Below are 14,444 nucleotides of genomic sequence, written 5' to 3' on the forward strand. Positions count from 1 at the left end.
ATAAGCGCAAAGCGAGAAACGAGCAATGTTTTCAAATAATTAACGTAAAGAGCAGGTGTTCTGAAGGCTCATTATGTCCCGCTTCCGAGGGCGGCGCAGCCGCTTGATCCCGCGCCGCGGCAGCCTTGGAAGACCGTGGCCGTCTCAGGCCATCCGTTGTGGGGACTGATTTCGGCATTCACTTGGCGCACGGGACACGGATCAGCATGCCCCATCCGTCGAGAGCAAGGCCGGGATTGTCACCACGATGATCTTGGCATCAAGCACCATCGACCAATTGTGCGCGTAATAGACGTCGCAGGCGACGCGCTTCTCGTAGCTCGTGCCGCTGCGGCCACTCACCTGCCACAACCCGGTAATTCCCGGGCGGCATGACAGATAGGAGTCCAGGGACGTTGCGTAACGATCCAGCTCCTCCTCGGTCACGGGACGAGGCCCCACGATGCTCATTTCGCCCCTGAGCACGTTGTAGAGTTGCGGCAGCTCGTCGAGGCTCGACTTGCGCAGGAGCGCGCCGATCGCGGTGACACGGGGATCATTTTGCAGCTTGCGGGTCGCAGCCCATTCGGCCTGAGCGGCGGGATCGGCCTCAAGGAGCTCCTGAAGACGCTCTGATGCATCCGGCACCATGGTCCGGAACTTCAAGCACTCGAAGGTCCTACCGCTAAATCCCACCCGCTTGTGACGGAATAGCGCGGGCCCCGGAGAAGACAAAACGACCGCGACGTAACAAATCAAAAGCAACGGCGCCAGTAGAATGATCCCGCTAAGCGCAAGAACAATATCCACAATACGCTTGGACATTACTCCAACCGGAGCAGGCGAACCTACAACTGTAGAATACCTTAAATCCGAGCGTGTATCTGATAAACTGTTCATATGGGTACTCCGAAAACAAAATATCGTAGGCCCTCGTTGAATAACTTTCGTTACTCTCCTTTAACGATTTTTTTATCAGATCGATTCGCGCTGCACAATTTTCGCTGAAGCATTCCCGGAGGCAACCTTCTGTTAAGCTAAAAATTTTAAGCTAATGAAATTATTAGCGTAAGATGATCTGGTCCGCGATGCCGCCCAGGCTCTCGCCGCGAAATGGCGCCTGCAGTGCTGTATGGGCAACACAATCCCTAACCCCTCACTCGCTGAACTTCGACCGCCTGCCGGTACCACTATCATTGGTCGCCGCAGGGTGAGAAAGGTTAAAATTAACTATGTGAGTTTCTGGGCCGCAAAGCATCGAAGTCAGGATCGAGGACACCCCCCGTAGTTTCCCGGATACGGCTGGCCCTGCGGCCACGCTTGAGCAATGGCACGCGCTCAGAGCGGAGGAAGCGCCGCCTTTCGGCGCCCGTCCCCGCCGGGATGAGACTATCAACCATCAGAGGAAGGGGCCCTGTCCGTCGCAACGACCCGGCCCTGGAAGAGCTGCGATTCATTCGCGTTCTCAAAAAGCGGAGATCGCTCTCCCGGCCAGCGCTTGGCACATCGAACCTGCCGGGCCGCGGCGTGGAGAACTTTGGCCTTCGCCATGCCTGCTGCGGGAAGCCTTGATCCAAGGACAACTCCCTGACTTGGCTCAGACGCGCCGGGCGCAGGCACCAAGCGCGCGGAGGCCTGCATTTGCCCAGAGGCTCCGATAGAGCTCCTTGCGATGACGCGCCCGCTTCAACGATGACTACCTTCGCAGCGATTCAAGGGCCTTGGCAAACAACGTTTGCATCCGGGGATCGAGCTGGGCGACGCGAGATTTCAACAGGGTTTGGGCGGCACTTGGTGCGCTGAGATAGGCCTTTGCGGTTACGTCCACAAAGCCCCGGCTTACCAGCGTTCCGAACTCATCCAGAATCTCTGCCTGGGCGGCCTTCGGAGCTTGCGTTAGAACGGGCGCGGCGATGATCATCCGTCGCACCCCAATCCAGGCCTCGTTTGGGCCAGTCTTGTAGGACCTCACAAGCAAGGAGAATGCGCCCTCGTCCAGACGGCCGTGACCAATGGCGAGTCCAAACGCGACCAGCCAGGCAAACGAGTCCCGGGGTGCACAACTCAATGCCAGCCGGGTGCGGGCTTCCATGGACGCCATTCGCTCATCGAACTCCTTGCCTGCCCCCGCGCGCAGCGCGGCGTCCAACAGGGGGATCTCGAGCAGCAGCAGAGTATGCTGGGCGTGGCTGTCACAGGCGCTTACTCGATTGTCCTGGGCCAACTGAAGCGCGCGGGTCGCCGCGTCGGGGTTGAACGTTTCAAATCGGAGCAGCCGTGCTTCGACGGTGGCAAAATCGTCGGAGATGGCAGCGTCCTTGGCCGAGAGAAGACCCCAGGCCGAGCCCGACAAGCCCATCAGCACAAGGATCGCGTTCAGGACAGTTCGGGTGAAGTTCGTGCGCACCGACACCATGAAGAAGTTAGACCGTCTCCTCGGCCGGCTTCTCGTTCGTGTAATAATTATAGTGCCTGTCGGAATAACCTTCGAAGCGGCGCATGATGGCTTCATTGGCCTTGTTCAGTACGGCACCGAGCAGACGCTCCGAGACCACGGACGACGCCGAGGCCGCCTTTACGATGTCATCTGAAGACGTGCTGCCCCATTCAATGACCATCACGAATGCATCAAAGAGATGAGCTGCCGCCTTGACATCGACCACGGGCAGAATCGGAGGCAAATCGATCAGAACATAATCGTAATCGTTTCTCGCCGTCTTCAGCAGCTGCTTGAATTGAGAGGACGTAAGAATATCCGAACTGTTCGAGGGCTTGATGCGGGTCGAAGCCGGAACAAAGTCAAACTTGTTCGTCATATCGCTGATGACGAGGTCACCGAGACTGGATTTGCCCGCAACGAGGTCGAGAAGGCCTGGGACATCTTCGTAGCCCAGCGTCGACGTCATCGATGGATTGCGGAGGTCGCCGTCAATCAGCAGAGTCTTGGCGCCACTCTTAGCTACGAACGCGGCAAAACCCGCAGCAACTGTCGTCTTGCCTTCGCCCGGCAACGCCGAGACGATCCCAATCACCTTACCGCCAGCGGGGTTCAAGTCGATCGCGACCTTGATATAGCGCAGGGCCTCTGCCGTCGCGGAATAAGGCGCAACTTCACTGATCTGCCGAAAGGCGCCGGACTGCCGTGTACCGCGTTTGGACCGCGATACTTTCCTTTGGCTGAACGCCGGTAGAACGGCCAGGCAATTGGTCCGCAGCAGGCTTTCGACTTGGGCTCGCGTATAGATTTGCCGGGTCATCTGCTCGCGTGCGACCGCGGCCATGACTCCCAATCCAAGTCCGCACAGCGTCGCAAGCGCGATCGTGAGCGCCGCCTTAGGGGACGAGGGCGCGCTGGGGGGGGTAGCCAACGACACCAGCCGCGCTTCCGTTGACGGGAAAGACTGCTGCTGGACCGATTGCGTGAAGCGCGACAAGAAGCTCTCGTAGATGCCGCGATAGGTGTTAGCTGCGGTTTCGAGTTCGCGAAGGCGGACTTGCGACTGTCTCGTCGACGACGATTGCTGAAACACATCCAGCATCCGCTTGTCGATCGATTCTTCTTGGCTCTTGGCGATCTGAAGTTCGCTCTTGTAGCTCTCTGCAATGCGCGAGACTTCATCCCAGATCGCACGCTGCAAAGCGGCCATCTCGGCGCGCAGATTACGGGCGGCCTGGTGATCCGCGCCATATCGGGCGCTCCACTCGGCTTCCTTGTTCTTGTCGTCGAGGAATTGCTGCCGGAGCTTCGTGATAACCGGGCTGCTGAGCGCGTCGGTGACGACGGGATCCGGAATGTTGAAGCTCTCCTTGTTCGGGTCGGGACGTTGCTCCAGCACGCGTTCGATTCGATCCAGCCGGGCCCTGGCCTGACTCGTATCGGCACGCGCCTTTGCCAAGGCCGTGCTCAGCTGATCAAGCTCGATGTCGCTGGCCAGCTTGCCATCAACGCCGATGATGATGCTGTTCTGGGATTTGTAGTCCTGGACGTCGCGAAAAGCGTCGCTGGCCTGCTTTTTCAGCTCGCCAATGCGTTGCTCGAGCCAGACGCTGGCACGATGGGTCGCCTCGAACTTTGCCTGAAGCTGGTCTTCAATATAGGCATCAGCAAATGCATTCGCGATTCTTGCCGCCTTACCCGGATCGAGCGAGGTGTAGGCGATCTGCTCGATATAGCTTCGGCCCAGTCGCGTGATCCGCAGATTGGACTTAACGGTGGCAATGGCGCGCTGCTGCAGCTCCTCCTTCGTCGGCTCGCTGGCCGGTCCAGACGGCAGGCCCGCCAGACCAAACAGCCGCTGTTTCAGACCTTCACCGGCTCCAATAAACTCAGGGTCTTCCGTGAGACGAAGGTTACGAATGACAGCCGAAACGACCTGTTCCGACTTGGTGGTTTCGATTTCGCTCTCGACTGCGGCGTCATCGATCGATCGATTCTCCGTCTCGAGCGAGGACTGATTCCACGTCACCCGCTTGGTGTCGATGATCATGTCCGCCTGCGCCGTGTAGCGCTTGGGCGCCACGGCGAGATAGGCAACTCCGACTCCGATCGCGAGCAGAGTAAGCAGAAAGATCAGCCGCCATTGCCGGCTGAAAAAGTCCCGAATGTCGAGCAGTGAAACGGATCCGGACGAAGAGACGCTGCTACTGGCGAGAGTGTCAGAGTAGCGCGAAAACGGGCCGGCGACGTTCATCTATAATCCTCGACAGGCTCAGTCGCTGGTCAGGCAATTCAGCGCTTGGCGCTTACGGGAGATGCTGCAGTCGTGGAGGTCGAGTTGGTGCCGCTGATGGCGCGAATGCTGGTGCCAACAGATGTGATCTGAGCGATGGCAGTGCTCCCTCCTCCCCCACGCGGGGAGGACGTCTGAATGCGTGCACCACCGGGATTGGTAATAACCACACTTCCCACCGCGCTGGTCGCCGATGCGGCCGCTGCTTGAACGGCAGCCGTCGACAGGTCACCTGCGACCGCGGCGAACGATGCTTGGAACGCACTATCTTCGAGGCTGGCGACCGCCTGCTGGATCAACAAGGCAGCTTCCTGGTCCACGTTCGAACAGGCTATTGCCCCCTGCGCCATACCAGCGGCGATGGCGGATCGAAAGCGCGGTGTGGTGTCGGGAACCAGTTGAATGATGTCGGCACCGAGCTTTGCGTCGGTTCCGACGAGGTCTCGAACAAGGTTTTCAATCGTACGCGTATCGTTCTCGGGGGCCACGAGCGACTTCGGATCAGACTTGAACTGCGCGATCGCAGCAGGCGATAGCGCAGGATCGACGCATGTGCCGGCCCAGGCGTGGCTTGCAGCGAGAACGAAGACAGGAGCGCAAATTGCCTTCAACACCCCATTGACCGACATGAAACGCTCTCCAACTACTTGTTTGGATTTGAAAAAAAGCTCGTTCCAATCTATAGCAGCCATAGCTGTAGATCAACCTGGATCGGCAGCTATGGTTGATTGGCTCGGGAAGCTTGGCAGGCTTAAGGACACGGATCGAACATGCAGCATTGCCGAGGTTAAAACAGCACATGGTGCCAGAATACCTTCAACAGACTGTCGCCTCAATTGGACCGTCCAATTGATAAACCCGGACAATATACCTTTTAAAGTACCTCTTCCAAGGAAAGCTGAGCAAGGCGATCTGCCGCAACGAGTTGAACCCGTGCCCTATCCCCTTTCCGCTGCCGACCAGCTCAGCATATCCGGGCGACGTCCTCTGCTACCGCCCGGAATAAGGGTCTATGCCGTTGGGGACATTCATGGCCGCCTTGATCTGCTGGAGGGGCTGCTTGGACAGGTCGAGCGCGATATGGCCGCGCGGCCCGCCGCACGGCCAATTTTCATATTTCTTGGGGATTATATCGATCGCGGCCCGGCATCAAAGCAGACCATTGAGCGCCTGGTCGAGCATGCCGGGTCTTACGAATGCGTCTTCCTCAAGGGCAACCACGAAGCGCTCGCCCTTCGTAGCCTCACCGACCGGATTGCGTTCGATCGCTGGATGAGACTTGGCGGTTTCGAGACGCTCGTCTCATATGGCGTAATGCCAGGCTTTCTGGGGGGCGGCCCCACCAGGTCCGTACCCGAGGCTCAGGCCACGTTTCATGCTGCTCTCGGCAGCAAGCACATGCAGTTCTTTCGCAACTTACAGGCGAGCTGCACGTTCGGCGACTTTTTTTTCGTTCACGCGGGTGTCCGGCTTGGCGTGGCACTGTCGCAGCAGGCAGAGGAGGACCTGCTCTGGATCCGAGGTGAATTCCTTGACATGCAGGGCGAGTTCGGCAAGATCGTCATCCATGGCCATACGCCGACCAAGACGGTCGAGGTCCGGACCAACCGCGTCAATATCGACACTGGCGCATTTGCGACGGGACGTCTCACCTGCCTGGTGCTCGAAGAAAGTTCCCTCTCTCTGATTGATACCCTGACGCCAGCCAGCTGAGCGATAATTACGTTCTGGACGCGGTGATCGCGCTAGACCCTTCCTTGGCCAAGCTGAGGCGTGGTATCCTTGGACTGTCTGGCCTCAGGGCCGCTTGGGCTTTGATTTCCCGATGTTGCGGACCGCCACCGCCGAGCTTTGCAATCTTGGCAATACCGCGCTAAAATTCGGCCATCAATGCAGCAGGCCGTCCCGTCTTTGATTGCGTGCTGAGACGCCATTCTGATGGCCAGGAACAAGGGATGCCCAGGAGCACCCGGCAAAATGGGGCGTGTGCTCGGCTTGCCGGCTTGCTGATCCAGCCGCTGCAAACAAGCCAGGGGCAGCACATCGATCCGGTGCTTGCGCCAGCTCCTGATCCAGACACGTGGTCGGCGGACCAACGCGACGCTTACCTCAATGGAAACATAAAGCGGTTACGAGACTGTATCGCCACCGATTCCGATTGCCGCTCCGCCATTCTGGCCGAATTGGCGGAATTCCATTCCGAAGCCGTGGAAGCCGCCTACGACAAGTGTATTAACTGGGAGCAGCTGAGCGTCGATGAATGGAGCTCCGCGGATCGCTCCACGCCCGAGGGGCTGCAGGACTTCTATGACACGCTGACGTCCTGGAAGTATGACCTCGCTTGGTACGCCTATCTGCAGACGACGGGATATGCATTCCCGCAGGCCGTTGCCGTCCTGAGATTTCTCGAAGACCTGCAGGTGAGCGGAAATCTCCTTGATTTCGGCTCTGGAATTGGAGTGAACGCCCAATTCTTTCGGCGCAGCTCTTTCGATGTCACGATCGCCGATATTTCACGTCCGTTGCTGCGGTATGCCGCCTGGCGCTTTCAACGCCATCAAGACCAGATCAAGATTATCGACCTCAACCATAGCCAGCTTCCGGATCACAGCTTCGATGTGGTCACAGCTTTCGATGTTCTTGTTCATGTCCGCGATTTCGACGCGACAGCCGTTCAACTACATCGTTCAATCAAGCCGAACGGCTGGCTATTCGCGAATTTCGACACGCGCTCAGCGGATGAGGCGACCGCATGGCATCTACACAACAACAAATTCGATCTCGACCGCCGCCTCAAACGCGCGGGCTTCGTCAGACGCCACGTCATCGGAGGATTTCTTGGCTGCTATCAGCGTGTCGAACCTGACACGCTACCCCATCGCGTGCGCAGCGGCTACGAACTTCTTGTCGCGCCGACCCTGACCGTCGGGTCGGTTGCAAGGCGCGTACGCTGGCCGACACCGGCTCGGGTTAGCAAGCTCTTGCGACGCGTCGGCCGGCGATGAAGCTTCAGGACCGCCCACAGATGAGCCCCGGCACCGCCGTATAATGCCGAGGCGTTAAGACTAGTGCAAAGAGATGATCACTGCCGCAGTGCATCTTGGAAGCGTCCCGTGCTATTGTGACCGGGATAAATTCCCTTTGATCGGTGCCGATCTGAAGGACAGCAGCGCCACCGGATCGAGATGAGAGCAGAATTGACAGACAGGGTTCGATGGCGTCGACGGGCTGCCAAAGTACGCCTGTATTGCGAGCGCAAGGCTTTGGCCATGTTTGGACGCCGCCGAGCAAAGCGCTCCGGGCGCCTGCTGTGCTATCATTCCGTGGGGCAGCCCGACCTTGGCGTTAACGATTGTTCGCCTGGCCGATTTCGGCGTCAGATCGAATTTGCGCTCGGCCAAGGCTACCGATTCGTCCCAGCCAGCCGGATCGCGCGCGGCGAAAACCAATCGCGAGACCTTTCGATCACATTCGACGACGGCTGGCGCAGCACGCTGATGATCGCCGCCCCGATTCTGCGCGAGTATCAAATCCCTTGGACGCTGTTCGTGGCCACCGACTTCATGGATCGCCCTTCGGACTGGCATCGACCGCGCATGCTCACCTGGGACGAACTCGGCGAGCTTTCGCGGATGGGAGTGGAGATCGGAAGTCATTCCGTCTCGCATCCTGACTTCGGGCGTCTCGGTCAGCAGAGGACGATCGATGAGCTCCAACAGTCCAGAGCGAGACTCCAATCGCAGCTGGGTTTGCCTGTCAACTGCTTTGCCATTCCGTTCGGCCAGTCACGAAACTGGACGTCGTTCGCACATCAAGCTGCACAAGCAGCCGGATATGAGCTGATCTATGCCCAGGCTGAAAACACCCGGCCTTCTGGAACCATTCCACGTACGTTCGTAACCTCCATGGACGACGATCGGATCTTCGCGGCGCTGCTCGATGGCGCATTTGACGACTGGGAAGAGTGGTATTGACCGTGTCCCCTGCGAGAAAAACAGTTTCTGTTGTTGTCCCGACCAACAACCGTCCGGCTCTGCTCCGCGAAGCCCTCGCGAGCATTCGTGCTGTAGAGCAGGACGACATTTTCTTCGAGATCCTTGTGGGGGACAACGGAACCTCCCCCGAGACCCGCGAGATCGCCGAGGCGTTCGGAGCCAAATATCTGCACACATCGGTCAACGGCTCCGCCGCTGCGCGCAATATCGCCTTGAAAGCCGCCACGAGCGAATACGTCGCCTTTCTAGACGATGACGATCTCTGGACGTCGAATCATATCCGGCGCCATCTGCAGCTATTGGCCAGCATGCCTGAACTGGGCATGGTCGTTGGACAGATCATCAACACCGATCCGCAACGGCAGCCGATCTATGGGCCTTGGCCGCCGCACGTCCCCGAGGGCGGAGCGCTCGTCAAGCTGATGCTAAGCGGCTATTTCCCTCAGATTGGCGCGACTGTTGTCAAAACCAGCGTCCGCGAGGCGATTGGATTGTTTGATGAGAGGTTGATTGGAGGACAGGACTGGGACTGGCAGCTGAGGATTGCGCGCCGCTTCGGCGTCGGATTTGTTCCAGAACCTTGTGTTCTGTTTCGTCAGAGACCCACCGGTCACTATGACGAACTTCAGACCAAGCGGGTGGCCTTTGCAAGACGAATTTTCTTCCGACACGCCGTTCCAGAATGGCGACTCTGGAGCTCGCCTATCGATTTTGCCAGGTCCTATTTCGAGACGATGCAGCACTTCTTTTACTACTTCGTCGAGACCGCCTTGTTTCGTGCACGCAATGGCGAGCGCGCGGCGGCGCTGAAGGCCATTTGGCGCGCCTTCGCCATTTTTCCGACCCGCGCCACACGATCGCTGCTGTCTGACAGCCCGCTGCGAGACGCCATCGCAATCGTCTTCCGAGGCAATGGACCCGACAAGCCTCTCACGCGACGTTCCAAATGACCAGCCAACGGGAGCGCAATCGGCGCGCCTTGAACACCGATCATCTTGCCGAGAACCTCGGTCGCCGCACGGTCCTGGGCGGCGTGGTTGCGGTGGCGGCGCAGCCGATCCGCATGCTCATCCAGTTCGCGACGACTGCAATCCTGGCTCGGTTGCTAGTGCCGGGAGATTTCGGCTTGGTAGCCATGGCCACTGCGGTGACCAGCTTCATCGGCATCTTCTCCGAGTTCGGTTTGACCTCGGCCACTGTTCAGCGTTCCCAGATCGATCAAGACACCGTCAGCGGCCTGTTCTTTATCACAGTCGGCATCGGATGCCTGCTGGTCCCGGTGGTCTGCGGCTTGGCGCCGCTGGCTGCCCTGTTCTTCGACGACGCCCGGGTCGCTGACGTCATCATGGCGCTGTCGATCGTATTTCCGCTTGCGGCGCTCGGCTCACAGCATACCGCATTGCTGCTGCGCTCGATGCGCTGGATGGCCCTGCAAGGAGCGGGACTATTGGGGCATGCCACAGGTGCAGCCGCAGGCATTCTCGTGGCCTGGAAGACCGATCTCGGCTACTGGGCGCTCGTTGTCACGGTCCTGGTCGCGAATGTCGTTACGCTTTCGACGCTCTGGATCGTCTGCCGCTGGCGACCGAGCCTTGTCGGCGATTGGCGCGGTGCACGAAGTGCGCTGCATTTCGGGGTCTATTTGACGGGGTTCAGTGTCGTCAACTTCTTTCACCGCCAGTTGGACAACATCATCATTGGCTCGCGTTTCGGCGCTTCGGAGCTCGGATATTATTCCCGTAGCTACCAGCTGATGCTTATGCCGCTCAATCTCTTCAACGGCCCGCTCAGCTCCAGTGTCGAGCCGTCCCTCAGCCGCCTACAGAATGAGCCAGAACGCTGGCGCCAGGCGCTGCTGGATGCACTTGGCCTCGTCATGTTCCTGGGAGCCGGCGTTGCAGCAGGCCTTATTGCTGGATCGGGTCCCCTGATCACGATCGTCTACGGTCCCGGCTGGGAAAAATCGGTGACGATCTTCCAATGGCTGGCAGCATCGATTTTTGCTGGCGTCCCGATCAACGCCGCGGGCTGGATCTATATGTCACTGGGGCGAACACGACAGATGTTCATCTGGGGCCTCGTCTTCGTTCCGCTCGTCGGCGCCGGCTTTCTGATCGCTGCACCTTATGGCGCGGTGGGGATCGCTGCGGCCTATGCCCTGATCTTGAACATCTTGCTCATTCCCTGCTTCGCATTCGCGACGCGTGGAACACCGGTGAGCCTTGGTGACACTCTCAAGGTCATTCTGCCCTTGGCCGCCTCGGGAGTCATCGCAGCGTTCGCCGGCATGCTCGTGACGCGGCCAGACACTCACGTGCTCGTGCAATTGCTGGTCAGTGCAGCGACGTCGGGACTGGTCTATCTCGCTCTGGCGGGAGGCATCATCGCCCGGGCCAATGTCTATGCAGCGTTGCGCAATCGCATCTCGATCCAGCTGAGCGGCATTCTTGGCAAAATCACCGAGAAGGCAGGCTACCGCTCTACAAGCTGAAGCAGTCCTGGATGGCGGATCAATTTACAAGTCTGTCGGAGCGCGGATCGCCAGAATGTTCAGGCTCGCCGCGACCCGCAGCGCAGTTGGACCTGGAAGCGGATGGGATTTGGTGCCTCGGTTCGGTGCCCCTGATTAAGATTCCACTATGGCTTAAGCCGTCGCTTTAACCATTCGGGCAGCAGCAGGCGTGCGCTTGCAGCGACGCCCCGAATATCACCGCGCTTCCGCATGGTTCTCCAATGGGAGAGGCGCTGGCCAAAAGGCAGAGCTCCCATATAGATCATCTCGATTTCCGCAGCCGAGTATGTCGATCCGACGATATCCTCATGTACAGCATCCAGCACACCGAGCCTCGGGCGTTCGATGTCGGCGCCGACAGCCCAATCGTCGTCGCGAGGAGGAAGGTCCATCGCGTAGCTGAAGATCACGTCCAACCGCGGATGCCAACCGATCGGCACATGAAATTCCTCCATGGCCCGACGCACGGCCTCGCCGCATTGAGTCCGGTACGTCGGATCGACGATCAATCGTCCGAGAATCGACTCGTACTCGTCGAACGTCCTGGCAACCAATGACGTACCGACCAGACCGACGTGATTGATGCCGAAAATATCTGCCTCGTCCGGCAAAGTGAAGATGGTGACCAGGGGCAGCCCGTAGCCACCCGCCTCCATCATGGAGGTCGATGAGACGAAGGGATAGGAGTCGACGTAGATGTCGGCGGCCTCAAAATAGCGATACGGATCGGGCTGTTCGGGTAGCCCGATGATGCGACCATCGACCTTGGCTTTGGCCGCCAGCCAGTCCTCGGGTTCTCCGGCGCCGACAACGATAAGGCTGGCATTGGGGTGCTCCTTGAGCAGCGCCACGTGCCTGTCAGCGAAGCTTACGCCGTCCAAGGTGCGATATTTAGGGCGCCGTGCGACCGAGAGCAGCACGAGGCTGTCCGGATCCAGGCCCAAGCGAATCTTGGCGTCGCGGCGCGAACATTGTCTGACGGTCGCATCGACAATGGTCGGCAAGAGAACGTTCCGTCGAGATTCGACGCCACGGCGCGAAACTGAGATCGCGGCTGCCGCGTCGCGGAGATTGATGACCAGATGCGAAATGCTAGGTCCCAGCCAGAACAGATGATCGGCATGATTGAGAAACAGCACCGGCGGCAATCCGGACTTGTCTGCGAAGGCCAGCAGGGGGAGAACATCCTCACAATGAATGTGGCAGATAATGGCATCATGCTGGGCGGCGAGCCGCCGCAGCGCGCGAGCCCAGTCGAACAGGCTCCCAGGCATCTGGTTGAGCAAAGTGAGCTGACCGCCACTGCGTTTCACGGCGTCGGTCAGATGGCTGGGAATCTGTCCCCTGTGTTGCGTGAGCACGAGTGAGTTCACGCGCTCGGTATCGGCATCCATCCAACGGCTGATCATTCGTGTAAGGCCGCCGACCGCCGCGACCTCTGAACCGACGTGCAACACCTTCTTGCAAATTCCGCCCTGACCGGCTTCACGGCCCGTGTCGCGGGGAGCGATACGGCGTCCAATCGCGTTGAGCATATGTTCCAGGCGAGGACTGGCAAAAATGCCGCAATGCGCGTGGGTTGCAACGGTCGCTGCAGTGGCGGCAAAGAACGCCGCGGTCTCGAGCGCGCCCCGCGCGTAGGCTGCCTCGGCCAATTGAACCTCGGCGTCGAAACGGGCGAAGTTTGCAAGAATCCGCGCCTCTTCCTCGGATCGCTGCATGCCCGCTTGCTCGCCCGCTTGATTGTTGCCAATACCACCGGTCACGTCGTCACATACTTTCTCTGTCGGCTAGGTCAAAAAAAACATATTCATATCGAGTGCATTGTCTACTGCAGGAATACCCGCCCGCCGTCTTTACCCCGTCGGTTATACTTAATTCTAAATGCTCGTTGCCTATCCGATGGCACCTAGAATATTTTGGTTGATGAACCTTTTTCGCTCCAACGGTCACCTATTGCCGGGTCGGGGACTCTCCTTCTCAGCGCGATACTGGCTATCGGAGCGGTCTTCATATGGCCCTGTCGTCATACAGCAGAGCCCATAAGCGAATGTAACCAGGCGAGAACTGCTGATGATCCCTTTCGTTGATTTGAAAGCTCAATATCAGGCCATCAAGCCGGAAGTTGATGCGGCCATCCAATCTGTCTTGAATTCTTGCCAGTTTACGCTCGGAACCGAAGTCGCCGAATTCGAAAAGGAGTTCGCGGCATTTTCGGGAAGTCCCCACGGCGTCGGTGTGAATACCGGAACCAGCGCGTTGCATCTTGCGCTCTTGTCGGCCGGCGTTGGCCCTGGTGACGAGGTCATCACTGTTCCCTTCACCTTCGTTGCGACCGCTTCGGCCATTCACTACACCGGTGCAAAGCCGGTATTCGTCGACATTGATCCCGTCAGCTATTGCATGGACCCTGCGCTGCTCGAAGAAGCCATCACGCCGCGCACGAAGGCAATCATACCGGTGCACCTTTACGGACATCCCGCCGACATGGATCCCATCCTGGCGATTGCGCGAAATCACGGTTTGGCTGTGGTCGAGGACGCGTGCCAAGCCCACGGCGCCGAGTATAAGGGACGGCGTGCCGGAAGCTTGGGCGACATCGGCTGTTTCAGCTTCTATCCGGGCAAGAATCTCGGCGCCTATGGCGAAGGCGGCATGGCCATCACGGCCAATACGACTTTCCTCCGCTCTTTACGCATGCTGCGGGACTGGGGTGCCGAAAGAAAATATGAGCACGTCTTGAAGGGATACAATTATCGACTGGAGGGCATCCAAGGCGCAGTCCTCCGCGTCAAGCTGCGTTACCTCGAGGGTTGGACGGAGCAGAGGCGTGCCGCAGCATCTCGCTATACGGCAATGCTTGCGGACAAGGGTGTGCGCGTGCCAACGGAAGCCCCCTACGCCCGGCACGTCTACCATATCTACGCCATCAGAACGTCTAATCGCGAGGCGCTACAGACCCAACTGAATGCGAGGGGCGTTCAGACCGGCATCCACTACCCGCACCCCATTCACCTCCTGCCCGCCTACGCCGATCTCGGCTACAAAGCCGGTCAGTTTCCCCATTCCGAGAAGGCCGCTGCCGAAGTTCTCTCGCTTCCGATGTATCCGGAGCTTGCGCCGTCAGCGCAGGAGACGGTGGCCGCTGCTCTTCTCGAATATTATCGCGATTGATGCGGCCCGTGAGGCCGATCGTCCAACATTCAACCAGGGATAATCGACATGGAA

Annotated in this window: 11 protein-coding genes; 6 read left to right on the top strand and 5 right to left on the bottom strand. The window is 58.9% G+C overall.

Translation table 11 applies throughout. The features are described 5' to 3' along the window. Positions 1 to 201: 201 nt before the first annotated feature. The 4 genes from ACQR0Z_RS27680 to ACQR0Z_RS27695 all read right to left on the bottom strand — a co-directional run bounded on the left by ACQR0Z_RS27680 (position 202) and on the right by ACQR0Z_RS27695 (position 5,338). On the bottom strand, positions 202 to 804 hold the full coding sequence (locus tag ACQR0Z_RS27680) for a sugar transferase (RefSeq protein WP_434879653.1): 603 nt from the start codon (positions 802 to 804) through the stop codon (positions 202 to 204). Positions 805 to 1,675: 871 nt separating this feature from the next. Next, positions 1,676 to 2,395, bottom strand: coding sequence for a hypothetical protein (locus ACQR0Z_RS27685; RefSeq protein WP_434879654.1), 720 nt, complete (start codon positions 2,393 to 2,395; stop codon positions 1,676 to 1,678). A 7-nt stretch (positions 2,396 to 2,402) separates the two neighbouring features. Then, positions 2,403 to 4,670 carry a polysaccharide biosynthesis tyrosine autokinase gene (locus ACQR0Z_RS27690; RefSeq protein ID WP_434879655.1) on the bottom strand — a complete coding sequence of 756 codons (2,268 nt, stop codon included), beginning with the start codon at positions 4,668 to 4,670 and terminating at the stop codon, positions 2,403 to 2,405. A gap of 38 nt (positions 4,671 to 4,708) precedes the next feature. After that, positions 4,709 to 5,338: a hypothetical protein gene (locus tag ACQR0Z_RS27695; protein WP_434879656.1), complete on the bottom strand. Its 630-nt coding sequence runs from the start codon at positions 5,336 to 5,338 to the stop codon at positions 4,709 to 4,711. 304 nt (positions 5,339 to 5,642) lie between these two features. On the opposite strand from ACQR0Z_RS27695, the gene ACQR0Z_RS27700 reads away from it, so the two are divergent. The 5 genes from ACQR0Z_RS27700 to ACQR0Z_RS27720 all read left to right on the top strand — a co-directional run bounded on the left by ACQR0Z_RS27700 (position 5,643) and on the right by ACQR0Z_RS27720 (position 11,195). Next, positions 5,643 to 6,422, top strand: a complete 780-nt coding sequence (locus ACQR0Z_RS27700) for a metallophosphoesterase family protein (RefSeq protein ID WP_434920740.1) — start codon at positions 5,643 to 5,645, stop codon at positions 6,420 to 6,422. Between the two features lie 242 nt (positions 6,423 to 6,664). Beyond that, the gene (locus tag ACQR0Z_RS27705) at positions 6,665 to 7,714 is read left to right on the top strand and encodes a class I SAM-dependent methyltransferase (protein WP_434920741.1); all 1,050 of its coding nucleotides are present in this window, start codon (positions 6,665 to 6,667) and stop codon (positions 7,712 to 7,714) included. Between the two features lie 192 nt (positions 7,715 to 7,906). After that, the gene (locus ACQR0Z_RS27710) at positions 7,907 to 8,683 is read left to right on the top strand and encodes a polysaccharide deacetylase family protein (protein WP_434879659.1); all 777 of its coding nucleotides are present in this window, start codon (positions 7,907 to 7,909) and stop codon (positions 8,681 to 8,683) included. 2 nt (positions 8,684 to 8,685) lie between these two features. Beyond that, positions 8,686 to 9,654, top strand: a complete 969-nt coding sequence (locus ACQR0Z_RS27715) for a glycosyltransferase family 2 protein (protein ID WP_434879707.1) — start codon at positions 8,686 to 8,688, stop codon at positions 9,652 to 9,654. Beyond that, positions 9,651 to 11,195, top strand: a complete 1,545-nt coding sequence (locus tag ACQR0Z_RS27720) for a lipopolysaccharide biosynthesis protein (protein WP_434879660.1) — start codon at positions 9,651 to 9,653, stop codon at positions 11,193 to 11,195. Before ACQR0Z_RS27715 ends, ACQR0Z_RS27720 begins: the two co-directional genes overlap by 4 nt. 146 nt (positions 11,196 to 11,341) lie before the next feature. On the opposite strand, the gene ACQR0Z_RS27725 is transcribed toward ACQR0Z_RS27720, so the two are convergent. Then, complete coding sequence (locus ACQR0Z_RS27725) at positions 11,342 to 12,982, bottom strand: glycosyltransferase (RefSeq protein WP_434879661.1); 1,641 nt, start codon at positions 12,980 to 12,982, stop codon at positions 11,342 to 11,344. 307 nt (positions 12,983 to 13,289) lie between these two features. Between ACQR0Z_RS27725 and ACQR0Z_RS27730 the strand changes: the two genes are divergently transcribed. Beyond that, positions 13,290 to 14,390 carry a DegT/DnrJ/EryC1/StrS family aminotransferase gene (locus ACQR0Z_RS27730; protein WP_434879662.1) on the top strand — a complete coding sequence of 367 codons (1,101 nt, stop codon included), beginning with the start codon at positions 13,290 to 13,292 and terminating at the stop codon, positions 14,388 to 14,390. The last annotated feature ends 54 nt before the right edge of the window (positions 14,391 to 14,444 follow it).

This window comes from Bradyrhizobium sp. HKCCYLS3077 (genome assembly GCF_051167555.1).
Taxonomy (GTDB): Bacteria; Pseudomonadota; Alphaproteobacteria; order Rhizobiales; family Xanthobacteraceae; genus Bradyrhizobium.